We start from the raw sequence: 22673 nt of genomic DNA, 5'->3' as shown, positions 1-22673 counted from the left end.
GAAGACAGAACCGCCGTACACTTAACCCCCAATTTAAATTTTTCGAAATTGAAATTTATAATTAGATAGCTCTAATAATTCTAAACGCTTTAAGGTGGTTAGGTTACGCCATAGAACTCGGGTTTTTAATTCTCACTATACTCAATCAGCACTGTCTAAGACAGCCAATAAAGCCCTTACTTAACAAAGAACCATATTCATAACTATCCTTGAGATTTTCCCATGAAACTCTTTTTTAACCTTTCATGTTAGGAAGTCATGTAAAAAACCATTATCTATATTATTCCTTTATTATATATAACCTATAGACAGTTCTATAAGTTTAGATATTTTTTTATATTCAAACTTTCGTTCATTACTTGGGTGCTTAACCAGCTTTAAACTCACAGCGGTTGAACTATTAAAAATGTGTAATCTAACATACAGTAAAAAACCATTTACACCCCATTTAAATTATAAATAAGAATGAGATTTCTAGACATTAACTTATTATCAATAATATTTAGTTAGTTTAAAATATGTTTTTTAGATATTAAATTTATATTTTTTATATTAAATGGCCCCTTTCGGGGCTATCGGTGTCATTATAAAATACTGAGATAGTATTATCGAGTTAGAGTAATTCGAGTGCGCGATTTTAACATTTCATTTTGATCCTCTACTTTGTTTTCATCAAGTGCTTTTCTAGTTGCCTCAATAATAAAGGAACTAAGAGATAAGGAAGTATATCCGTTTTTTTTAAAGTATTGATATTTTTCTATATATTCAATTGGAATATTGATTAACTTTGCTTTTTTTAACATAAAATCACCATTGCGTTGATTTATAACCTTGTATGTATCTGTGTAGAAATGTGACTAACATCATCTAAATTTAAGGTGAAACAATATAAAACGATTAACAGTTCTAAACAAAAAATAAAAAGTAACAAATATTAAATATCAATATTATTCATACATTTAGGAGAAACTATCCATCTTCCCTAAAATCAACCGAATAGCTAGATTAGATACACACATTACCATAACTGGCTTTACATCTAACTCACTTTTAAAAATAGACCTCAGCCATTAGCAGCAATCATTAAATTATCTTTCATATCATAAACGAATAGTTAGTATGCTTGATTTAATATTATAAATATATTTATAACCACTATAGAAATATTGATTTATATCCGAACCCCTTATCGGATATCAATACCGGTTCATTACCCGCACGGATAGCCCATTTATCAGGCACAGGCCCTCACAAGGTTCCTGCCTTTAGTGCTCCTTTCTGCGGTTTCCTATCTCTCTTAAGATTTCATTAAAGATACGGTCGAAACTATTTCTCATAGTATTAGTTTTTGACTTACTAACTATCTCACCTTTTGGTAAAAAATCGGCTGAGTCAAAATCTATCACAAAGAACTCGCCATTATTATATATGATGTTCCCCTTATTTATGTCGTTATGTGAGATCCCATGACTTTGCAATAAAGAAGATAGTTTCTCAGATGGTTTACTCGTTTTAATTGCCGTCTCTATTTTTTCTAATAACACAGGGTTAGATAAGTCTTTAATACTACTTAATACATACCCATCTATTTTCTTCAATTTCACTGACACCGTTGCAGAACCATCTTTGTATGGAGTAACTCTTACTGTACCTGAACCTTTTCCATAATACCGATTAAATCCTTCTGCATTTTTTTTTGCTGAAGAGAGCCTACTTTTGTGAGTCTTATTAATTCTGCTCTTATAGATTTTGCTAACAAACCCATCCCCTATATCATAAACCTCACTTAAACTTCCTGTACCAATGACAACTGGTTGTATCTTAGATTGGTTTTTTATATGAGACATCGCCACTTTTTCTGGCATGCCAACACTTTCCATCATATTTTCTAGAGGCGTATTTATATAATTAAATCCTCGTTCCCTACTAAAACAAACAGGGGTTATTTTCTTACTACCAAATATTTTTTTACCCGTAACCATAAACTGTGGCTCATCTATCCAACCCTGTGAGCTAATTAACTTGAAATAAACATTATCGTATTTTAGATAAAGTGTCCCTTTTTCCGACTCATATAATCCAGGATTGGTTTCAGATGGTTTAATCCCTCGGATTCGTCTTTCGGGGACCCCATTATTCCTGTTCTCATTAAGCTTGCTTATCAGCCCGTCAGAAAAATGTAAGCACGAAGAACCCGGTGATCGCCCCAGTCGACATGGTGAGTAGTTTACGGATAATTTCTTCTTTTCATTGACAATGAAATATCTTTTACCGAACCGAGACACCTTTATGTCAGCACTGTCAGTTTTTATAACACCACTTAAACTCGCACTCCTTCCATTTTCTGGGATGTAACGATAGAACTCATAACCAATTTTTATTGCATGAAAGGATCCTGCAGATGTTTGACTTGTTACGGTATAGATACCATGCTGATTTGGGCTTATTGAAACCAGTGTTTTTTTGTCTATGCTCCCATTTAATAGTTTACCTATCCTAAATGGGAAGTAAACTTTTTCACCTGATGTTTTAATGTACTTGGGAGTTCTTACCCATTGCTTATTTTTCAAAGAGTAAGATATTCTTCGGTGCTTACCATCGATATTAGTAAAATATCTACCATTTTTAATAATAAACTCTCTGTCAGTCCCTTTAATATTAACTGACAATTTGTTATTTTTAAAAGATAAGCCCTCAGGCACCCTTAACTGACCTTCAATTGTTTGTCCTTTTGAATCTTTTGGGGAGGTAGCTACGATGCTTTTACCCAAAGTAATAAGTTGGTCATTTACTTCAAATAAATCATCCGTATTCAGTTGTTTATTATCGATGCTATCCGCTATCATTCTGAATAGAGCCCCACCCAATCTTTGTGTAACCACAAGTGGCTGACTACCAGGTAGCAATGCTGTAATTGCCGATATCGTTTTGTCTACCTTTGAGGTTATCGATAAAAGATTTACCCTTTCTTCTGGGGTTGGGCATCCGTAATTATTATTATAATAATGAATAACCTGAGATTCCTTTGCAAGTTCACTTACTGGGTTCCTTAAAGTTTCACCAATCTGTCTGAATACATCTGGGCGGGATAAGTTTTGTCTTTTTTCAAAACACGAAGAATCCAACTTTACGGTTTTAACATCATCAGGTTCAGGTGGAGGGGTCGTTGTTTTCTGTTTAAAAACCGCATATCTAGATGACCGATTTTTTATAGGCAGCTTTTTTTCTTTATCTTGATATCCTGCTGCAGGTAATACACTGGCCTTTTGGATGGTCTCCCAGAAGTGATTACTGTTAGCCGATTGCTCAACATTTTCAGACATTGAAGGTTTCATTTCGCTCTCGGATACCGTTGTTGGGCTAGTTGCAACAACAGGGGTATAGGTTAACTGAACTTCGGTTAGCAACATTAGCAGAGGGGCTGCTATACCCTGTCGCGGATTTGTAGTCTGGTACGATGATCTGCTCAACTGTTCATGAGAATTGACAACTCTGCTAATACTTCGTCCTAAAAGGTGTATTTCATCCGGAATGGCTGAATGGTCAGAGTTTATGCCCCGAGTCTGTTCTATAGGGTTCATCCTAAAACTATTGTGCAGCTTATTCTGATAAGCTCCTGCTGTAACTCTGTACTGCAACGCTGATATTGGCATAATTAGTCCTTTTAATTAAAACGGCGTGCTTATCGGTATTTACGATTTTTGATTGCAGCCCCAAGGCATACGTTTTTAATATCCTTTGAGAAATTTATAGGCAGCATGACGATTACAGATTGGTGAATAATAGACATCTACTGTCTCCCTATTTTTATCAATCACACGGTAAAGATAAAAGCATTTACCCGTTATCCTTCATATAGGTTTTATTAAGTTGCCATAAAAAGACAGTACAAATAAATTGATATGTTTTGATGATATCGTTCCAATCACATATTTAATCTAAAACTTATCATGAAAAGCCAGTGGAATATCTATAGACCCTATATATTTAAGATAATAATTTATAGTGAAATATTTTTTGCTAATCAGAAAGTTAATTAATATTATATTTTTATACTAAAAAATAAAACTGGCTGAAATATAAATAAATATAATTCAGGGTATTACCTTATATCTTAAATTCTAAAACGCTTCAAAATACGCTTCTATTTTTATCATTGTAGAGGTTATATGAAACTCCCAGCTCCATTCATAGCCCAAGAAAACATAAAACAGATAACTTCACTAACCGATAGAGTGCTCCTTGATATTAATGGTACCCCAGCGTGGGTGGGGAACTATGCTTATGGTATGTGCTTAGCGATAGATACTGGCTTACAAAATATAAATACAAAATGGCTAATGCATGTTTGTTTATGGCTGGCATCTAAGTGCAGTTTTACTGATGATAGCCTTATTTTAGAATCTAACCGTTTATATTTACTACGTCATTACAGCAAAGAACTAAATCATCAGCAGTATAAAAAGCTAATATATCAACAGACTAAACTAGTTAAATGGCTATTTAAACACTATACAAACACGATATTAACCGATAATTAGAACTAATATAATGATAAGAATATTATTTGTTTTTATAACAATAGCTGCCTTACATTGCTATGGGGCTTTAGCATCGACAATACCATGGAAAAATGACTCACTTTTTTTTATTTCGAGTAGAGGAAATAAGCTTTCAGAAGTCCTACGTGATTTCGGAGCAAATTATAATATTCCTGTAATTGTGAGTAATCAAATAGATGATATTTTTGTCGGGACCATCCCTAAAATGCTCCCTGAATTAGCATTAAATAAGATTTCTCGTATGCATAAGCTCGCTTGGTACTATGATGGACAAGCACTTTATTTCTACAAAGCTCAAGAAGTAAGCTCCGAACTTATAGCTCCAACTTATTTAAATATAAATACTTTTATTCAGCAATTAAAAAACAGTAATATATTAGGTCAACCTTACTGCCAAGCTAGTATTATTTCTGCATCTAATACCCTACAAATACAAGGTGTTCCCATATGTATTCAACGCATTGAAGCAATGGCAACCCGTATTGATGCACAAAAATTAAATCAAGACCAAAACCAAGAAGAGATCCGTGTATTTCCTCTCAAGTACGCTAATGCAGCGGATGGAAATTATGAATATCGAGGCCAAAAAATTATTGTCCCCGGCATTATTAGTGTCCTAAAAGATATGGCTCAGGGCCGAACATTACCATTATTACAAAACCAAGGGCAACCATCTCCAACAGATAGCAATCTTCCTATGTTTTCTGTAGATCAAAGACAAAATGCAATTATTATTCGTGATAGAAAACTAACAATGCCACGCTATGCCTCACTCATAACTCAATTAGATAAAAAACCAGTTATTATCGAAATATCAGTGCTCATTGTTGATGTTAATGCCGAAGACTTAAGTACATTGGGCATTGATTGGTCAGCATCCGCCCAAATTGGCGGTGGAAATATAAGCTTAAATAATAACGGAATACCTGATACCAGCAGCTTCTCTTCTATCGTTTCTAATACTAGTAATTTTATGATTAAACTCAATGCACTTCAGCAAAATGCTAAAGCACAAATATTATCTCGCCCTTCAATTGTAACATTAGATAATAACCAAGCTGTTCTAGATAGGAGTATCACATTCCATACAAAACTCATAGCTGACAATACAGCAAAATTGGACTCGATATCAACAGGCTCATTATTACGGGTAACACCTCGGCTAATTGAAGAGCAGGGAAAAAAAGAAATCATGCTAACCCTATCAATTCAAGATGGTAGGCAAATCCATTCAACTAGTGAATTAGAACCACTACCTCAAACACTAAGTTCTGAAGTTTCTACCCAAACTCTTTTGCAAGCTGGGCAAAGCTTATTATTAGGTGGTTTTGTACAAGATGAGCATAGTGAGGGTGAACGCAGAATCCCATTGCTTAGTGATATTCCTATTATTGGAGGTTTATTTAACTCTTCTCAAAAAAATAATCGTAGCACAATACGCTTGTTTCTTATTAAAGCACAGCCAGCCAACCTATACCAATGATGAAACCTCTTTATAAATTAAAATGGCTAAGTGGAATATTAGCGGGTCGAGAATTAGCACTCCCACTCGGTGAAATTCGCTTAGGGGGAGAAACACCTGATATCGCCTTACCACTAGAGTTAAATGCGGAAACACTATTGATCGTGAATGAACAAGGCATTCGCTTGTCTCAGCCTGTTCCCCTTTGGGTAGATGGGTTGCCTTGGGAAACTAATGAGCTATTGCCTCAAAAAAGAGTGATAGACCTCGCTGGATTAGTCTTTATATTTGGAGATATAGAACAACCATTACCAACATTAGCAATTCCGCTAAGAAGAAATAAAAATAAAACTCACGTTGTTACACTAACAATAGCCATCATTTTTTTATTCTTAGCACTCCTTGCTATAGGGATCTCAACTGACATATCTCCAGAAAATGAGGAGCCATTTGATAAAGTTATTTGGTTAGAGCAACAAATGAAACAACCAGATCACCTAGGTTTGCAAGCAAGCTTTGATAATAATGGCATAATTCATCTCAGCGGCGTATCAGTTTCAAAAAATACGATTTATCAACTACAAGAGCAATTCGCCCAATTTGGTTTCTCCTTTTATAATAAAAGCATCGATGTTAGCACACTACATAACCTAGTTCGTCAAACACTAGAAATGAATGGTTATCATGATATTGATATTACTCAAGGTAATAGCTTAGATAGCGTGAAAATTTATGGTGATATTCAATTTGATAATCATTGGCAGCAAACACAAGCTCAAATAAATCAAATTAGTTTATTAAAAAGTTGGGTTGTCATTAATGACCGCTCAGAAGAATTTAAAAAAACACTCCATTTTCTTGATTCAGAATCACTTTTAGAGGGACTGAATATTTCAATTGAAAATAATAAATTATTAGTTAGCGGAAAAGTTCCAGATAAAGATTTAGAAAAATTAAATATTATCATTAGTGATTTCAATAAGTCACAAAAAACAAGAATGAAAATAAACTATCAAAACATTCCTAACAAAAATATTATTGATGAATTTTTACCTGGGAAAATTATAAGTATTGGAGGTAATGATGAATATATTTACCTACAACTATCTAACAATATGAGACTATATAAAGGAAGTATTTTACCAAATGGCTATAAGGTGTATTCTCTCAGTATGAATACTCTAATGTTAATATATAAACAAAATTTTTTATCAATTCCAATTAACCTTTAAATATAAAAAAATGTCACAGTTAACGAGTTTAGAACGTAAATTAAAACAAGATAAATCAGGTGGTTATCGTGATGGCCTATTATTCAGAATCAATGCTTCTAAAGAAGACCTGACTAATAGACTGAATGAAACAAACAATTCAATATTGAGAGAGAAAATATACCATATCTTAAACTCTCATTACCAAGTAGAAGAAATCATTGTCATAATATGGAAACGCTATCATCCGGAGGTACTGAATGTATATTGATTTAGCTGAATTAGTTACTAGTGCAATTAGCCATATAGGGCGTGAAGATATACTTCAAAATAATAAAATTGATAACCACTCTGCAATCACTATTAGTTTACATGAGATGCCTGACATTAATATATTCACGGTAGATGAGATGCCCATGATATGGTCAGTATTAAGCCCCAAAGATGAGCTGAATACTGCTTTACATAGTGAAATAATATTGTCAAAATTAATGGATAATACTAACCAATATTTTTACTTTGGGCAGCCTGCCTTATTAAATATTAATGACTATATAGAATTGAGAGCTGTTTTTTCACCTTTTGCTTTAAAAAATGGAGAATCCGCAGCAGATGCAATAAATACTTTCGTCTCTTTCATGAGTAAAATTATTAATTTATGTAAACAGTAAAACAAAATAGAAATTTCATTATAACTTCGCCCGTTTTTTTATATTTAAAATATAAAAATACATTTAAAATGATAAATGATAAATGATAAATGATAAATGATTAGTCGATAAATCATTTATCATTTACATATTAATTTAAATAAATAATAATTAGCAATAAAGAGATATTTGCTCTAATAAAATATGCTTATCTTTCTCAGACCATTCACCAATTTTAACTTTGCTCTCTAAGTACTGGCAAGCATCATAAATACCATTTATACCTGTCAACGCTGCGCAGCCTTTTATTGAATGCAATACTGCTAAAAATTTATTTCCCTGTTTTTCATGCCATGCAATTTCAATTTGCGTTGAAAACTGTTCAAATGTTGATTTAAACCTAGACCTCAAATCATCACATTCATTGATATTAATTATGGCATCATTTTTTCTTTTATTTTTAGCTAATTCAATCCCCCTTCCCAACTGAATCATAATAACTTTTTCAATAAGATCAGACAATCTATCAATATTAAATGGCTTCAATAAACAATCATTAAACTTCACATTTGTATTATCATTATACTGTATACCTCTATCCCCCGCTGTTGTGGCAATAATAGGAGTGTCATTGTCTAATATTTCATTTTCTAATGTTCTCCAACGTAAAAGCGTTTCAAACCCATTTTGCATTGGCATATTCAAATCCATTAGAACCATGTCATAAATGTTTTTTTTGCCTAAATCAATAGCTATAGAACCAGAACTTGCTAAATCTACTTGATGCCCCATATTTTCCAATATTATTTTTATTATATTTTGATTCAGGGAAACATCATCAACAACCAAAATTTTTAATGACCATAAAGTAGAAGACGCTAAGTTATGTTGCTTCCCTTTATGTTTCCTATTAAATCCAGATGAATTATTACAAAAAAAGCCAGATGGGACATTAAAATCTGAATAGTCTAATAACTTGCTCTTTCCTAAGTTCAGATTAATTTCCCATAAACGTAATTGTTGACCAAAGCCAATATATTTTATAGCTGATGAATTAAACACTTTCCTTAAACACTCATCGCTTTTCATTGGAATATATAATTTAAAATGAGTTCCTTTCCCTAACTGACTTTGTATTTTTATTTTACCATTCATTAGCTTAATAAGATTTGCTGATATGCTTAACCCTAACCCACTGCCATTTTCATTTAAATTCACCTTAAAGAATGGTTTAAATATTTTATTTTGTTGGCTGATATCAATACCTATTCCAGTATCAATAATATCGAAAACTAAATTAGATTTATCTATACCTACTTTAATCTTTATAGAACCTTCAGTTGTAAATTTAATCGCATTTCCAATTAGATTAATAAGTATTTGCATTAAACTTATTTGGCTTACCCTTACCTTTTTAGGAGTATCTGGATAAATATACGTTGATAACGCTAATCCTTTTCTTTTTGCCTCAAAACTAACAATGACCATGACCTTATCAATAAGCTCAAATAAATCAACCAATTCATAACCTAAGTTATAGTTTATCTCTTTAAAATTGAATGAATTATTAATAACATCTAGCATATAATCAGCAGATGTACGCATGATTGCTAATAAATTTTGTTGCTGATGTGTTGGTGATGTCTGTTGCAATAACTCTAAAGCACCAATAATACCATTCATCGGGGTTCTTATTTCATGAATAATACTTTCGCTTATTTCAGCCATATGATCTTTTTTCATTGGTTTACCTATAATTTTACAGACAGAGATTATAAAAATATCATCTAATAATCTATAGCCCTGAGATATTCAGTCAGAATTAATTTTTCTCCCATACATTTTTGGTATAATACAAAACAATAAATCATTCACAAATACAAATAGTAACAAAACAAAATTAAATAATATGTCACCCGCCAGATAATTTTCTTGATAAATATCATTCCTTGTAAAAAAATGAAATTATCAATAAGTATACAACATGAATTTTAATTATGATTAAATTTAAAAAAGCAACAAAAAAAGTAATATTTGAATATACTTGAAATATCACTAATATAACTTATCAATATAGAAATGATAAAATTAATTTTGTAATTACTTTATTGAAACACACAAAACAATTACTATATTTAACTGTTAACTATAATTACATTCACCTCATAAACATTTTAATCAGGATAATATCACAAATAAAACATGGAATTATTTCTAGCATAAATAAAAATACGATATTTATATTAATATACAGTTACACTTTAGCGTAACCAACCATATAAATTAACAACTTATCCATAAAAAATAAACATTGAACAATGGTGAGGGAACTAAAAGCCTTATAAACTCAGGCTTTTACCTTATACTCAAAAACAGCATCCAACTTCATAATATCATTCACATGATATTTCTGGAATTTTTAGATGCCTTTATTAGACCAGCCATTACAATTGATTCTTATATTATTTATGCTATCTATTTTTCCTTTAGCTCTCGTATTAGGTTCGTCATTCCTAAAAATAGCGATTGTATTTTCTTTACTGCGTAATGCATTAGGTATCCAGCAAACACCACCAAATATCGCAATCTATGGCTTAGCACTCGTCTTAACCTTATTTACAATGGCCCCTATTATTCTTGCTATCCAAAGTAATTTAATTAATGAGCCTATAGAAATAGAATCACCGCTATTTATTCAGAAAGTTGAAAGAAATATATTATTACCTTATAGAGAGTTTCTTAAAAAAAATACAGACCCTGAACAACAATTTTTTTTTGCCAATATCGGTCATCAAATTTGGCCTGAAAAGTATCATGATAAAATTCCAGATGAATCTTTACTTATCCTACTCCCCGCTTTTACCGTTAGCCAACTTATTGAAGCCTTTAAAATAGGTTTATTGTTATTCCTACCGTTCATTGCAATCGACTTAATTGTTTCCAATGTATTACTCGCAATGGGAATGATGATGGTTTCGCCGATGACAATATCTATGCCCTTAAAACTATTAATTTTTGTATTGATGGGGGGCTGGGAAAAATTACTTAGGCAACTGATTCTTTCATTTTCGTAACACTAAGGCCATAAATAATGAGTGAAACTATGGTAATCCAATTAGCAAAACAAATGATGTGGCTTGTTTTACTTTTATCTTTACCTGTCGTCGTCGTCGCATCATGTGTGGGAATTTTAATTAGTTTGTTACAAGCATTAACCCAAATACAAGAACAGACAATTCAATTTCTTGTCAAGTTAATTGCTGTTTCTATTACACTTGCAATCAGCTATCGCTGGATGGGTGACGTAATTCTTACTTATGCAGATCAAGTTTTTGACATGATACTTCATATGAGGGAGTAAGCTCTTGACCATCTGGATTGAATACCTACCCATCCTTGGACTAAGCATGTTACGCTGCTTAGGTGTTTTTCTTCTTGTTCCTTTGCTGAATAGCTCTAACCTAGGCGGTACTTTAGTTAGGAACTCACTACTTTTAGTGATTATATTACCTATTGCTTATATGTACCCCAATTGGACCCAATCTAACCTTAATATTAGTGGATACTTATGGTTAATTATTAGTGAGGTGAGCATTGGGTTAATACTCGGTTTTTGTGCTGCAATTCCCTTTTGGGCAATGGATGCAGCAGGAACAATAATAGATACCATGCGCGGTTCTTCAATGGCAAGTATCATTAACCCATTATTAGGGCAACAATCCTCGCTATTTGGAGTGTTATTTAGCCAAGTATTTAATGTTATTTTTCTTATTAGTGGAGGTTTTAACCAACTAATAGCGGCTATCTATAATTCCTATATTTCTATCCCACCAGCCAGTACATTAAATTATCATATTGATGCTTTTTCTTTTATCTCCAGTTTATGGCAACTCATGTATGAACTAGGTATTCGCTTTGCAATGCCAGCCATAGTCGTCATCGTCTTAGTTGATATGGCTTTAGGGTTAATTAACCGCTCAGCGCAACAACTTAATGTTTTCTTCTTAGCGATGCCAATCAAAAGTGCATTCTCCTTATTAATGCTGATTATCTGCTTCAGTTTTGCGTTCCAACATTTATTGGCCTATAGCCTAGACTATTTGAATATCAGCCTAAATTTATGGGACTTTTTCAATGAGTGAGAAAACAGAAAAGCCCACATCGAAGAAAATCAAAGATGCGCGAAAAAAAGGCCAAGTAGCGAAAAGTAATGAAATAACCAGCGGTATGCAGCTAGTCATTTTACTGACTTATTTTAGTTTTGAAGGCCCTGAACTTTGGAATGCCTTAAAATTGATGATTAATACTAATATTAATTTTATTAACAATGATAGTCATTTAGCGATTGGCCAGTGGCTAAATACTTTCTCTTCTATCGTGATCCGTTTTACTGGTGGTTTAGCCGGCGTTATCATATTGACGTCTGTTTTTACCATAATGGCTCAAGTTGGGCCATTATTGGCAACAGAAGCGTTAACACCATCATTTAAAAAACTCAATATATTATCTAATTCAAAACAGATGTTCTCAATGCAGAATCTATTTGAATTTGTTAAATCTATATTTAAAACAGTAACACTAGCAATTATTTTTTACTTGTTACTAGCTCAAAACACTAATTCAATACAGTTTTTACCTTTGAACCCTGTTATTAATGGCGTTATTTTATGTATTCATTTACTTTACTGGATGATTTTAACTCTAATTGGATTCTATATTATATTTGGTATTGCTGACTTCGCATTTCAGAGATATAACAACACCAAGAAATTGATGATGTCTATTGATGAAATTAAAAAAGAATATAAAAATAGTGAAGGTAACCCTGAATTAAAAAGCAAACGGAAAGCAATACACCGAGAAATTCAAAGTGGGAGCTTATCTAAAAATGTCGCTAAATCAACGGTCGTGATTAAGAACCCAACACATGTTGCAGTATGTCTGTATTATAAAATTAATGAAACACCATTACCGAAAGTCATTGAAGTCGGCTTTAATAGCCGAGCCTTAAATATTATTAGGTTTGCAGAGAAATCAGGAGTACCTATTGTAGAGAGTATCGATTTAGCCCGTGCATTAGCAAAGAAAACCTCAGTAGGTCATTATATTCACCCAAGCTTATTTGAACCTGTCGCTAATATTTTGCGTATGGTTATGAATTTAAGCTATGAAAAAGAAAACCCCAAAAATGAAGATTAAACTCATTCTTTTAATAATACCGTGTATGGCGCTAATCGCTTGTACTACCGTAAAAAAAGAGCCTAATAATGAGCGTCCATTAATCAATAATAACACATTGAATTTAAACAATAAAAATACGGAAAACACTTTAACCTGGAGTGAGTTTTTTGACGAAATCTCTTCCAACTCCGAATTGAAAATTATGGAGTCAAATTTAGATGAATATAATAATAGCCTTGAAAATAAAATAAACAACACATTGTTCAATAAAGAAAAAAATATCGAAAATATAAATCTAAATAAGGTTTCAGAGGAGTGAAATGATATATATAAATTTAATGAAGATGACGAAGCAGATGAATTACTTGATATTGAACCAATATCAGAAAATAACACTAATATAGCAAATAAATTAATTTCATTATTTTTATCATCACCGCCCACAGACAATCATCATTTATCACCTGATGATGAAATTTAATTTATTGACTGCTTGTTAGCCTATTGCCTCAACAAGCAGTCAAGCTTAACCTGCCACTATAAAATCAATTAGCATAATGTATCTATTCTAACCGCTAATCGTTCCCCTATGCGTAATAGTGTACCAAAAGCAAAAATACGATGACCAACTTTTAATGAAACAGGTGTATTATAATGTTTTTCACTTTCAAATAAGTACCCCGGCCGGATCTGGCTTAGCTCATTAATTGAAATATTCAAATTAGCAACTTCCACTGAAACAGGAATCAATGTATTTGAAATTTGATTATCTGTATTGGCTAAGCTATCTGTAGGTATATCAATCCAGTCATCAAAAGTATCCATTAATGTCTCCACGCTAAATATGCCTGACTCGCCATCTTGACAAACAATGGCAAGTGGACGATGAGTAAAAAGAAAAAACTCTCCACGGGTAATCTCTGCTTGCTGTTGAAGCACCAGCGCATTACCTTCTTGTATAGAATATATTTGCTGACTATTTAATAAACACCAACCCGCCACTAACTTTGCCCCAATCATAATTGGCGAGCTTATTTCTTGTTCATCAGTTATCGAACCGTTCTCTATGAGTACCTCTAACCAGCTATCAGGGGCTTCAATAACGTGAAAATTAAGTATTCTATTATGATGTTTCGCACACAACTGCCACCCCACGCCTTGCGGTAAAGAGCCCGTGCTTATCTGTTTAACTGTTGGCCACTGAAAATCATCAATATCAATGCATGCCTTGAGAGTATCTATTGTCCATATCGCGAGTACGTCCTTAAACTCATCAGAAACCATAGAAAATGATGGAATAGCAAGTACTGGACTAACCCATTGACACCATTCATTTTCATCTACCCAAAAATCAATAGAATTACCATTTATACAAGTTGTCAGTAACAAACCGATTGCCAAATTCCGATGCTCAAATGTTAAAGATAGAGTTCCTTCATCGCCGATTAATTGACAACCTGTACCTACTGCACGAATAAGTTTTGCTGTTCTATTATTAATTTCAGGTATCGGCATGATTAACCTTTAAAAAAATCGAGCAATTAAATTTTATCGAAAGCCCCCTTTTTATTTGCTCAATAATTTTATTCAACTCTTGATTATATAAAGAAGTATTCAAATAAAGACAAATAGATATACCTACCTCATTATAATCAGCCTCAATAATCATCCCTGCTAATGGGCCATTTGTTAAACACCACTTTAATTGATTATTTTGATTGTTAGAACAATTCAACGATAATTTTTTCAGTAACTGCTCACATAATTCAGCGCTATTTGACACATCAATATAACTTAAACACTTTCGTTCTTGTGTTATATCATTATTATTGACCCCTCCTTTTATTGGAATAGTCAATAATTCTTCAAACTGATGTTGAGCATCTTGGTGAGATGCCGTATCGTCCATACCATTATTTAATATAATAACATTGCGGCGTGATGACATTACTTTAGTACACATAGTTTATTCCATTAGGAGTTTTAGTTTTTCTTGCTCGATTATATTTTCTTGTAATAAACTTAATTGTTGTTCTTTTTCTATCTGTAATTCACTGTATATTCTTTTAGCCATACTACTTTTTTGTAGAATTGCCTGATCTTGCAGGTAATAATTTGTCAACGTAGTGCGATACTCTCTAATAGCACTGGGTGTCAGTAATTGTTCATGTGAACCATAATGTTTCCATTGCTCACAGAGTTCCTCCCTGAGTTTCATCAAACTTTCATTAACCTGAATTTGCTCACTTATCTGTTGATTTAATTGCGTTAAAATAGAACGAAGTCGCGTTTCACGGCGCTTTTTTAAAGCAAATAAAGCCGTTAAGGTTGTTTGATAATTTTGCATAACATATCCAGTGTATCTTGGAACTTAACCCGCTCATCGGTTGGTTGGCAAAGAAACTCCCTGATTATTGGCCTTTTCATTAATGCTTCATCGGATTCAGGGTCTTGCCCTGTTTGATACTCACCAACACGGACTAACAGTTCAATGTCTTTCCAAGCAGCTTGTAATTTTCTCAATTTCCCTGCATTTTTACGGTGCTGCTCACTGGTAACCTGCCCCATAACTCGGCTAATACTCGCATTGATGTCAATCGCAGGGTAATGATTTTCCTGCGCTAGTTTTCGTGAAAGAACTATATGTCCATCTAGAATTGAACGAACCTCATCTGAAACGGGCTCATTCATGTTATCGCCCTCAACAAGGATAGTATAAATAGCGGTAATACTTCCTGATTCAGCTCGCCCAGCTCGCTCTAATAGACGGGGTAATTGAGCATAAAAACTGGGGGGATATCCACCCGATGTAGCACACTCCCCCGCAGCAAGCCCTATTTCCCTTGATGCGCGGGCAAAACGTGTTAATGAATCCATCATTAACAACACATTTTTCCCTTGGTCGCGAAAATATTCAGCGATTGTTGTTGCCGTATATGCAGCTTTCAAACGCTCTAGCGCAGATCTATCAGAGGTCGCAATAACTATCACACAACGCTTCAATGCTTGCGGGGCTAAAGTGTGCTCTAAAAACTCACGAACTTCTCGTCCCCTTTCACCAATCAAAGCCAATACAATAATGTCAGACTCACACCCTTCACTAATCATGCCTAACAAGGTACTTTTGCCACACCCTGCCGCCGCAAAAATACCTATTCGCTGCCCTATCCCACAAGTCAATAACCCGTCAATCGCACGCACACCTAATGGCAAGTGCGTGTCAATAATTTGCCGAAGGAGAGGATTGGGTACATCAGCGTTCAGAGTTCGATACTCTCCATATTGAGGTAGATTGGAGTGATCAAGCGGTCGACCTAAACCATCAAGTACACGGCCAAGCAAAAAGTCACCAACACAAATTTGGTAACAATGCCCTGTAGGAATAACATCCGACCCAACGGTAACTCCCAGAGGCTCAGAAAAAGGGGATAACAATGCATAATCACCATCAATAGAAACGACCTCAGCATCAATACCGCTAGGTTTTAAGTGGCAAAACTCAGCAAGGCTGACACCTGGTAATGATGCACGTAACAATGTTGGGCCAATTTTAACGATTTTCCCCGTTAGTCGAACACTTAAGCTTTCGCTATTTACAGGGAACTTTAAACGTTCAAACAATGTATTATAAATAATATTATAATCGGGCTGACGCATTACTCATGTTCCCCAATAAGATCAATATTACCAATAATACGTAGTTCAGCATCTTCACCAATCTCTTGGAATGAGAGTACCTTTAACCCATAAAACTCCCGTTCAATAACTTTACGGAGGAAACGCCTCACATCAATTGTCGTTATTAGCACATTTTGAGTTTGATAATTATTCTGAGTCACCTCTTTAATCTTTTCTATTAGCCTTTCACTAAAGTTAGGCTCTAATGAAGAATAAGAACCTGAAGCAGTTTGCCGAATAGCTTCACGAATATGATTCTCAATATTATCACCAATAACCCAACCACTGATCCACGGCTGCCCTATACTATGTCTAGCGATAATATGCCTACGTAAGCCAATTCGCACATACTCAGTTATCATGACAGGGTCTTTTTCTCGAGGGCTCCACTCAATCAATGACTCAAAGATTGTGCGTAGATCACGAATAGATATATTTTCTAAAACTAAACGCTGAAGTATATCTGCAATACGCCCAATAGGTAATTGCCTCTGTATTTCCTTAACTAAATCAGCATATTTCCCTTCCATTGCATCCATCAGAAAACGTGTTTCCTGCACGCCTATAAATTCTTTTGCATTGCGGTCGACTACAATTGATAAACAATGAATAATTGTCGCTTCATCTTGATAAAGCGTAATATTCATGGCTGATAATACGTCTTTATTATCAGGTGAAACCCACTGTAATGATTGATTACCACCGAACGATAGTTTATCTCTCTGTTTAGCTTGGGTAATATCTGGTGAACTAATATCGGCTAACATCAGGCCTTTAGGTAAAATGATATCGAGGACAACCTCCTGATATAATAAAATCTTTAAAGAACCAGAGGGTAAATTATTATCTACTTGTAAATTAATCTCCGGCAAAGGGATACCAATTTGCTCAAACTTTTGGAAACGGAAGATATCAATTTGAGAAGCCAATATATTCTTATTGCAGCAATCTTTAGCCATCTGGATAATTAATGGGGTTGAACCGGGGCTGATAGTTTGGTTAGCTGAACTACCACTTAAATCTGAATTGATATATTCATCCTGTTCTGTCGCCGTTCTTTTTTTAGTAAAAAATGAAATTGCAAAGACAATAGCTGATAGAATAAAGAAATAAACCGTTGGGAAACCAGGTAAAAAACCAAATACCAGTAAAATAGCACAAGTTAATACGACTGCTTGCGATTGCTTACTTATTTGCATAACCAAATCACCCGCAAGGTTATTTTTTTCTTCTCCAGATATACGGGTCACAATAATCCCAGCAGTAATCGATATTAATAAAGCAGGTATTTGGCTGATCAAACCGTCACCAATAGAAAGAATCGCATAAGTAGAAAATGCAGTACTAGCACTCATATCATGCACCATCACACCAACAGCTGTTCCTCCTAATATATTCACCAATATAATGATAATACCCGCGATAGCATCGCCTTTAACAAATTTCATAGCACCATCCATAGCACCAAAAAGCTGACTTTCTTTTTGGACTAAACCGCGTAACCTCCGTGCCTCATCGGCATCAATAGTACCTGCACGTAAATCACCATCAATACTCATTTGTTTACCTGGCATTGCATCCAATGAAAAACGAGCACTAACTTCGGCAACACGCTCAGAGCCTTTAGTTATCACGATAAACTGCACGATAGTAATGATCATAAAAACAATAAGCCCTACGCCTAAATTACCACCAACAGCAAATTTACCAAATGTATCAATAATATCGCCGGCGTCTGCTTGTAAGAGGATCAGCCTAGTCGTGCTAATTGTTAAAGATAAGCGATACAAAGTGGTAATTAATAACACCGCAGGAAAAGTCGAGAATTCTAATGGGCTTTTAATATAAATGGCCATCATCATTAAGAGAATGGATATCATTAGGTTCAGTGCAATAAGGAAATCAATTAGCCCTGTTGGTAACGGGATAATCATCATAAATATAGCGACTAACAACAAAATAACGAGAAAAATATCTTGTCGGCGAGAAATAACGATTAAAAATTGCCTAATAAATTCCATTATTTTAATCCGATAGCCTCATCAAGTAAGCGTTGCATTGTTTTAAAACAATAAACCCAATGAGAAATAGAGCTCGTTGTATTTAATTTACAACTTAGCATTTGATAACCTCCCCCTACCCAAGGACGTAATAATGTCCCCTTAGTCCTCGCAGGGATGCATTGTGTTAATAATTTCTCTAATATATTTTCTTGATAAACAAGCTCTACCTTTTTACCTACGGTAAGAATGATATTATTGTTGATATATTCAATATAAAAACGATAACATGGATGTAAAAACTCCATTTTTGCAGAAATACCATCACTAGGTAATTCAACCAGCTGCAAAAACCTTTCTAACCACCGTTTTGTTTGTAATTCCATCTACATTCTTAAAAAGAAATTTAAAATAAAGGTATTTTTCATTATGATTAACATATTCTAATAAAACTTAGATAGATATAATCAGGTATTTACCTGATAAAAACGAAAAAAGTCACTATTCTAATTCATTTAATTGTTGTAAGTATTCAATAAATACACTAATAACCATTTCTCGTTGGTCGTAATCCGAAAAGCAGTCATCCGGTAATAATTTGATTAACTCCATTAATCCTCTAGCATATTTATACTGTTTTTCTGATGTCTGTAAACTAATTTTACTTTCTAGCCAATCAGAATATAACCAAGATTGTTGTACTATTTCCAATAATAAGCAGGTCACATGCTTATCTGTTATATTTGGTAAATCTAGGGAGTTTGCTAAATGTTTGCTTTGTACTTCGATAGTTAAAAACTGCAATAACCATTTTAAATCAGTAATCACTGCCGCTAGGCGAATATCCGTTGCCTTATAACCTGCTGAGAGCTCAAAAGATAAAGTACGAATAAGTGTTCTTAGCTGTTGTTGACTACCTTCAAATTGACTAAATTGTTTAAACCAATAAAGCAATTCAGGTTGGTTACTTGTTGCTTGCTGATATAAAAAACGTAATTCACCTAATGCTTGTGGGGTAACAGCACCGCACTCTAAATGCGTAAATAGTTTTAAAACCCACTCATTATCTCCTGCCATCACTTTTTCTAGTGTTTGTTTCAGTACATGGCTAGAGGATTGATCATTTTCTTTTTCATTTAACATACTAGCAAGTAGCAAAATACATTCGGCAGTATCTAAATGATGCCGTTGAAAACTATTCAGAAGGTCGTCAATCTCTTCAACCTTAGTTACTCCGCCAATTCGATGGCGCAACTCTCCCACACTTGTAGGGTCTGAATCCTCTAAGTTTTTGGCTAGACGCTGCAACATGCTGCGGGTTGGACGTTCAGATACTCTAGGGTTATGACCACCTCTCATTCGCACAAAGTTGCCAATGGCTAACCCAATGTTTCCTTGGGTTTCTTGTATCAAATAACCATCAGAGAGATAACTATCAAGTTCAGGAACTTCTGTATTCAATTGATTTTGCGCTATTTCAAGAGCTGATTGTGCAGGGATGACTTGCGTCACTAATTTTCTTTGTTCATTTTGGCGCGTCAACTCAATATTTTGTTGGGCCAATTGCTGGTTTTTCACTAAAGAGAGTCGCGGGTCTATAGATTCTACTTTAACAGACATTACATGTTTCCTCTTCAGCTAATAACAAATGTGCACAAATTGATTCTAATTGTTCTTTCAGATTAATATGGAGATTAAATAAAGATGATGAAAGCAATGCCTCATCTTTGTCTTTCGTCTCATCAACTTGAATATGTAGCCACGGGTAACCAGAAAAAAGCTTTATTAATTTATTGTACTGACTAGGATGAATATAAAGCGTTGCTGACTTTTCATTCTTTATTTCCTCTAGTTTAGCGCGAAGCTGATTGAACAATAACCCAGTACTATCATTTTCAATAAAAAACATATCAAGCACGCTAACTAGCACTTCCCTTAAACGTGGCTCCAAGCACATTAAAATGTTTTGTTCTAGTTGATGTTCTGACACTAACCACTCAATAGACTCAGTAGCAATCTTCTGCCTAATCAATGGAGCTTCCTCTTCCAATAAAGCCATGCCTTCTTGATAAGCTAGTTCTCGTAAGCTCTGACATTCCTGTTTTGTTTCATCTAGATATTTTTGAGACTCTTGATAGATAATTTGAGCTTTTTGTTGGGCTATTTCTATAATATTGTTTGCAGAAAAACAGTTTATTAACTCCTCTGTCGGAATAATAGGCCCAAATACAGGTAAGTCAGGCAATGAAATTACAGGAACTGAAATCACCTTCATAAAAAACGCCCAATACGTAATAGCCAAGGAAAAATACTACCAAGACGGGGGGCTTCTTGGGGCGGGTAATTTGGAAAGGTTGTTTTCAACGCGTGATAGACCACACAATCGGTTTTCTCTGCATACCACCAACTTAGTCCTATCCCTTGGGCTTTCTCGATGAAATCCTCTTCAGAATAAATAACCTGAGAAGGAGAATGATAGAAGGTCCCTATTGCCAATAGCTGCTCACAACCCTGCTCACCGAAAATATCCGTCAAACGGCAACGATATCGACGAAGTACCAGATAATCAGGGCAAGCTAATACCAGAATCCCCATCGCAAGAAACAACTTCATTAAACGTGTTTCTAATGCCAAAATTTGATACTGACGTGGTTCAAGCTGCTTTAATATAGGAGAAAAAGATAAGTCTTTGCGGCGAAGAATCATGTTATCTATTGCCCCTTGGCAAGATGGAGATTGCTGATACACCTGTTGCCATTGAGATAACTCGAATGCTCTCCACCAAGATGCATGCATCCATTTACCTGGACGCCATACCAACTCATGTAATCGTTGTTGTTCAACCTCAATAATATTATTCATATATTAGGTCTATTTCTTAATACAATTAATAATACAATAGCACTGGTCATTATGGCTGCCACAACTATCCAGGGAAGGTACTTTCGCCATTCCCAGCCATTTTTGGTCTTATCCAGAAACTTCGCCTGTTTATGTCGATAATCAGCCATTTGCATAACGATACTGATATTTTCTACTGTTAAATTTGAGATAGATTTTTGGACCATTCTACGAATTTCTGGCTCTCTACTTTGCATATTGATACCCGGCGCATGCTTAATAAATATTGAAGCGGTAGGCGGCGGTATTTCACGACGATTTACATTGGTACTTTCCGATATAGCAACTTGAGCAATAATAACCCCATCCATACTCAGTAGCATTTTTTCTATATTTTGTTCTTTTAAATAAGTTATTTTTGCCTGTTCTTGTGCTGGAGAAGTGACTAACTGCCCCGGAGGAAATAAATCAGCAATATTTTCTGTTCGTTTATTAGGTAGACCTTGCTGGCGTAATACTTCAACTGCATTGGCAAAATCATCTTTTTCTACATTAATAGTAACGCCGCTTCCCTTAATAATGCTTTTTTCTGCATCAATATTTCTCAGCATCAATAAAGCAATCATCTGATTTGCTTCTTCTTCAGATAAGTCACTATAAAGCTCAACTTTACAACCCGTTAAAAAAAATAAAATTAACACGATAGAACTAAAACGAATAAAAAACTTCATTATTGCATACTTACCAGTTTATTAATTCCTTGAGATAGCTGCCCAGTCACTTTTGCAATTAAATCCACTTCCACCATAGCATTTTTAAGAAAAGATTGTGCCGTTAACATAGTTGCCGGGTTATTCAGAACATCGACAGTTGCTCGTGCATTATTAATTGTATTTGAAATTGACAATGATTTATCTTGTAATGAAGCGATTATCATCTCTTCTGGGTTAAGTGTGGGTTGTTCAAAAAGCATATTTGTAAATAAATCGACATCCTCAGCTCGTTCAATGGAGGGGAGTTTTTCTGTTAATGTTTGCACACCGGCAGTAGATACAGATGTAATATCCATCGTATTAATATCCTATTTT

At 34.3% G+C, this 22673-nt stretch carries 24 protein-coding genes; 9 read left to right on the top strand and 15 right to left on the bottom strand.

All coding sequences use genetic code 11. The annotated features are described in order from the left end of the window. Positions 1-605: 605 nt before the first annotated feature. The 3 genes from ABE954_RS00670 to ABE954_RS00660 all read right to left on the bottom strand — a co-directional run bounded on the left by ABE954_RS00670 (position 606) and on the right by ABE954_RS00660 (position 3818). Complete coding sequence (locus ABE954_RS00670; protein WP_042848593.1) at positions 606-803, bottom strand: hypothetical protein; 198 nt, start codon at positions 801-803, stop codon at positions 606-608. 462 nt (positions 804-1265) lie between these two features. Further along, the gene (locus ABE954_RS00665; RefSeq protein ID WP_166686997.1) at positions 1266-3653 is read right to left on the bottom strand and encodes a hypothetical protein; all 2388 of its coding nucleotides are present in this window, start codon (positions 3651-3653) and stop codon (positions 1266-1268) included. A gap of 75 nt (positions 3654-3728) precedes the next feature. Further along, positions 3729-3818: a hypothetical protein gene (locus ABE954_RS00660; RefSeq protein ID WP_220129033.1), complete on the bottom strand. Its 90-nt coding sequence runs from the start codon at positions 3816-3818 to the stop codon at positions 3729-3731. Between the two features lie 351 nt (positions 3819-4169). On the opposite strand from ABE954_RS00660, the gene ABE954_RS00655 reads away from it, so the two are divergent. From ABE954_RS00655 to ABE954_RS00640, 4 genes are all read left to right on the top strand, one after another. Further along, positions 4170-4541: a hypothetical protein gene (locus ABE954_RS00655; RefSeq protein WP_042848594.1), complete on the top strand. Its 372-nt coding sequence runs from the start codon at positions 4170-4172 to the stop codon at positions 4539-4541. 10 nt (positions 4542-4551) lie between these two features. Then, a complete protein-coding gene (locus ABE954_RS00650) occupies positions 4552-6045 on the top strand; it encodes an EscC/YscC/HrcC family type III secretion system outer membrane ring protein (protein WP_129467240.1) in 1494 nt (497 codons plus the stop codon). Next, positions 6042-7256, top strand: a complete 1215-nt coding sequence (gene sctD / locus ABE954_RS00645) for a type III secretion system inner membrane ring subunit SctD (RefSeq protein ID WP_371025694.1) — start codon at positions 6042-6044, stop codon at positions 7254-7256. Before ABE954_RS00650 ends, sctD begins: the two co-directional genes overlap by 4 nt. A 239-nt stretch (positions 7257-7495) precedes the next feature. Beyond that, on the top strand, positions 7496-7906 hold the full coding sequence (locus ABE954_RS00640) for a hypothetical protein (RefSeq protein ID WP_048605565.1): 411 nt from the start codon (positions 7496-7498) through the stop codon (positions 7904-7906). Positions 7907-8056: 150 nt separating this feature from the next. Here the strand turns inward: ABE954_RS00640 and ABE954_RS00635 are convergent, their stop codons facing one another. Beyond that, complete coding sequence (locus ABE954_RS00635) at positions 8057-9628, bottom strand: ATP-binding protein (protein ID WP_371025693.1); 1572 nt, start codon at positions 9626-9628, stop codon at positions 8057-8059. A gap of 680 nt (positions 9629-10308) precedes the next feature. Between ABE954_RS00635 and sctR the strand changes: the two genes are divergently transcribed. Genes sctR through ABE954_RS00610 form a run of 5 tightly spaced genes read left to right on the top strand, consistent with a single transcriptional unit; the run spans position 10309 to position 13385 of the window. Further along, positions 10309-10959, top strand: a complete 651-nt coding sequence (sctR, locus tag ABE954_RS00630) for a type III secretion system export apparatus subunit SctR (protein ID WP_042848599.1) — start codon at positions 10309-10311, stop codon at positions 10957-10959. Between the two features lie 17 nt (positions 10960-10976). Beyond that, positions 10977-11246 carry a type III secretion system export apparatus subunit SctS gene (sctS, locus tag ABE954_RS00625; protein ID WP_042848600.1) on the top strand — a complete coding sequence of 90 codons (270 nt, stop codon included), beginning with the start codon at positions 10977-10979 and terminating at the stop codon, positions 11244-11246. 4 nt (positions 11247-11250) lie between these two features. Beyond that, positions 11251-12027, top strand: a complete 777-nt coding sequence (gene sctT / locus ABE954_RS00620) for a type III secretion system export apparatus subunit SctT (RefSeq protein WP_042848601.1) — start codon at positions 11251-11253, stop codon at positions 12025-12027. Next, entirely contained in the window at positions 12020-13084 is a 1065-nt protein-coding gene (locus ABE954_RS00615; RefSeq protein WP_272692820.1) for an EscU/YscU/HrcU family type III secretion system export apparatus switch protein, read from the top strand. Before sctT ends, ABE954_RS00615 begins: the two co-directional genes overlap by 8 nt. After that, the gene (locus ABE954_RS00610; RefSeq protein ID WP_371025692.1) at positions 13053-13385 is read left to right on the top strand and encodes a hypothetical protein; all 333 of its coding nucleotides are present in this window, start codon (positions 13053-13055) and stop codon (positions 13383-13385) included. The genes ABE954_RS00615 and ABE954_RS00610 overlap by 32 nt, the downstream gene beginning before the upstream one ends. A 230-nt stretch (positions 13386-13615) precedes the next feature. On the opposite strand, the gene ABE954_RS00605 is transcribed toward ABE954_RS00610, so the two are convergent. From ABE954_RS00605 to sctI, 11 genes are all read right to left on the bottom strand, one after another. Then, the gene (locus ABE954_RS00605) at positions 13616-14581 is read right to left on the bottom strand and encodes a FliM/FliN family flagellar motor switch protein (protein ID WP_131680860.1); all 966 of its coding nucleotides are present in this window, start codon (positions 14579-14581) and stop codon (positions 13616-13618) included. Beyond that, the gene (locus ABE954_RS00600; protein WP_048605574.1) at positions 14568-15029 is read right to left on the bottom strand and encodes a hypothetical protein; all 462 of its coding nucleotides are present in this window, start codon (positions 15027-15029) and stop codon (positions 14568-14570) included. Before ABE954_RS00600 ends, ABE954_RS00605 begins: the two co-directional genes overlap by 14 nt. A 3-nt stretch (positions 15030-15032) precedes the next feature. Continuing rightward, the gene (locus ABE954_RS00595) at positions 15033-15413 is read right to left on the bottom strand and encodes a hypothetical protein (protein ID WP_048605576.1); all 381 of its coding nucleotides are present in this window, start codon (positions 15411-15413) and stop codon (positions 15033-15035) included. Next, positions 15389-16723, bottom strand: coding sequence for a type III secretion system ATPase SctN (gene sctN / locus ABE954_RS00590; protein ID WP_166686990.1), 1335 nt, complete (start codon positions 16721-16723; stop codon positions 15389-15391). Before sctN ends, ABE954_RS00595 begins: the two co-directional genes overlap by 25 nt. Further along, positions 16723-18765: an EscV/YscV/HrcV family type III secretion system export apparatus protein gene (locus ABE954_RS00585; protein ID WP_166686989.1), complete on the bottom strand. Its 2043-nt coding sequence runs from the start codon at positions 18763-18765 to the stop codon at positions 16723-16725. The genes sctN and ABE954_RS00585 overlap by 1 nt, the downstream gene beginning before the upstream one ends. Continuing rightward, the gene (locus tag ABE954_RS00580) at positions 18765-19130 is read right to left on the bottom strand and encodes a hypothetical protein (protein WP_042848609.1); all 366 of its coding nucleotides are present in this window, start codon (positions 19128-19130) and stop codon (positions 18765-18767) included. The genes ABE954_RS00585 and ABE954_RS00580 overlap by 1 nt, the downstream gene beginning before the upstream one ends. 115 nt (positions 19131-19245) lie before the next feature. Then, positions 19246-20364 carry a TyeA family type III secretion system gatekeeper subunit gene (locus ABE954_RS00575; RefSeq protein WP_071547571.1) on the bottom strand — a complete coding sequence of 373 codons (1119 nt, stop codon included), beginning with the start codon at positions 20362-20364 and terminating at the stop codon, positions 19246-19248. After that, positions 20354-21019 (bottom strand): HrpE/YscL family type III secretion apparatus protein, encoded by a 666-nt coding sequence (locus tag ABE954_RS00570; RefSeq protein ID WP_042848610.1) that lies wholly within the window; start codon positions 21017-21019, stop codon positions 20354-20356. Before ABE954_RS00570 ends, ABE954_RS00575 begins: the two co-directional genes overlap by 11 nt. Further along, positions 21016-21606 (bottom strand): type III secretion system domain-containing protein, encoded by a 591-nt coding sequence (locus ABE954_RS00565; RefSeq protein ID WP_048605583.1) that lies wholly within the window; start codon positions 21604-21606, stop codon positions 21016-21018. The genes ABE954_RS00570 and ABE954_RS00565 overlap by 4 nt, the downstream gene beginning before the upstream one ends. Beyond that, positions 21603-22316: a type III secretion system inner membrane ring lipoprotein SctJ gene (gene sctJ / locus ABE954_RS00560; RefSeq protein WP_042848612.1), complete on the bottom strand. Its 714-nt coding sequence runs from the start codon at positions 22314-22316 to the stop codon at positions 21603-21605. Before sctJ ends, ABE954_RS00565 begins: the two co-directional genes overlap by 4 nt. Continuing rightward, positions 22316-22654 carry a type III secretion system inner rod subunit SctI gene (sctI, locus tag ABE954_RS00555; protein ID WP_129467233.1) on the bottom strand — a complete coding sequence of 113 codons (339 nt, stop codon included), beginning with the start codon at positions 22652-22654 and terminating at the stop codon, positions 22316-22318. Before sctI ends, sctJ begins: the two co-directional genes overlap by 1 nt. Positions 22655-22673 lie beyond the last annotated feature (19 nt).

This window comes from Providencia sp. TYF-12 (assembly GCF_041344805.1).
Taxonomy (GTDB): Bacteria; Pseudomonadota; Gammaproteobacteria; order Enterobacterales; family Enterobacteriaceae; genus Providencia; species Providencia huashanensis.
Note: the sequence above shows the minus strand (reverse complement) of the source record. Positions and strands in the feature narration are given on the sequence as shown.

Coding starts and splice junctions, on each gene's coding strand:
- ABE954_RS00670 (WP_042848593.1), bottom strand. CDS start 803: ATGTTAAAAAAAGCAAAGTTAATCAATATTCCAATTGAATATATAGAA.
- ABE954_RS00665 (WP_166686997.1), bottom strand. CDS start 3,653: ATGCCAATATCAGCGTTGCAGTACAGAGTTACAGCAGGAGCTTATCAG.
- ABE954_RS00655 (WP_042848594.1), top strand. CDS start 4,170: ATGAAACTCCCAGCTCCATTCATAGCCCAAGAAAACATAAAACAGATA.
- ABE954_RS00650 (WP_129467240.1), top strand. CDS start 4,552: ATGATAAGAATATTATTTGTTTTTATAACAATAGCTGCCTTACATTGC.
- sctD (WP_371025694.1), top strand. CDS start 6,042: ATGATGAAACCTCTTTATAAATTAAAATGGCTAAGTGGAATATTAGCG.
- ABE954_RS00640 (WP_048605565.1), top strand. CDS start 7,496: ATGTATATTGATTTAGCTGAATTAGTTACTAGTGCAATTAGCCATATA.
- ABE954_RS00635 (WP_371025693.1), bottom strand. CDS start 9,628: ATGAAAAAAGATCATATGGCTGAAATAAGCGAAAGTATTATTCATGAA.
- sctR (WP_042848599.1), top strand. CDS start 10,309: ATGCCTTTATTAGACCAGCCATTACAATTGATTCTTATATTATTTATG.
- sctS (WP_042848600.1), top strand. CDS start 10,977: ATGAGTGAAACTATGGTAATCCAATTAGCAAAACAAATGATGTGGCTT.
- ABE954_RS00615 (WP_272692820.1), top strand. CDS start 12,020: ATGAGTGAGAAAACAGAAAAGCCCACATCGAAGAAAATCAAAGATGCG.
- ABE954_RS00610 (WP_371025692.1), top strand. CDS start 13,053: ATGAAAAAGAAAACCCCAAAAATGAAGATTAAACTCATTCTTTTAATA.
- ABE954_RS00605 (WP_131680860.1), bottom strand. CDS start 14,581: ATGCCGATACCTGAAATTAATAATAGAACAGCAAAACTTATTCGTGCA.
- ABE954_RS00600 (WP_048605574.1), bottom strand. CDS start 15,029: ATGTGTACTAAAGTAATGTCATCACGCCGCAATGTTATTATATTAAAT.
- ABE954_RS00595 (WP_048605576.1), bottom strand. CDS start 15,413: ATGCAAAATTATCAAACAACCTTAACGGCTTTATTTGCTTTAAAAAAG.
- sctN (WP_166686990.1), bottom strand. CDS start 16,723: ATGCGTCAGCCCGATTATAATATTATTTATAATACATTGTTTGAACGT.
- ABE954_RS00585 (WP_166686989.1), bottom strand. CDS start 18,765: ATGGAATTTATTAGGCAATTTTTAATCGTTATTTCTCGCCGACAAGAT.
- ABE954_RS00580 (WP_042848609.1), bottom strand. CDS start 19,130: ATGGAATTACAAACAAAACGGTGGTTAGAAAGGTTTTTGCAGCTGGTT.
- ABE954_RS00575 (WP_071547571.1), bottom strand. CDS start 20,364: ATGTCTGTTAAAGTAGAATCTATAGACCCGCGACTCTCTTTAGTGAAA.
- ABE954_RS00570 (WP_042848610.1), bottom strand. CDS start 21,019: ATGAAGGTGATTTCAGTTCCTGTAATTTCATTGCCTGACTTACCTGTA.
- ABE954_RS00565 (WP_048605583.1), bottom strand. CDS start 21,606: ATGAATAATATTATTGAGGTTGAACAACAACGATTACATGAGTTGGTA.
- sctJ (WP_042848612.1), bottom strand. CDS start 22,316: ATGAAGTTTTTTATTCGTTTTAGTTCTATCGTGTTAATTTTATTTTTT.
- sctI (WP_129467233.1), bottom strand. CDS start 22,654: ATGGATATTACATCTGTATCTACTGCCGGTGTGCAAACATTAACAGAA.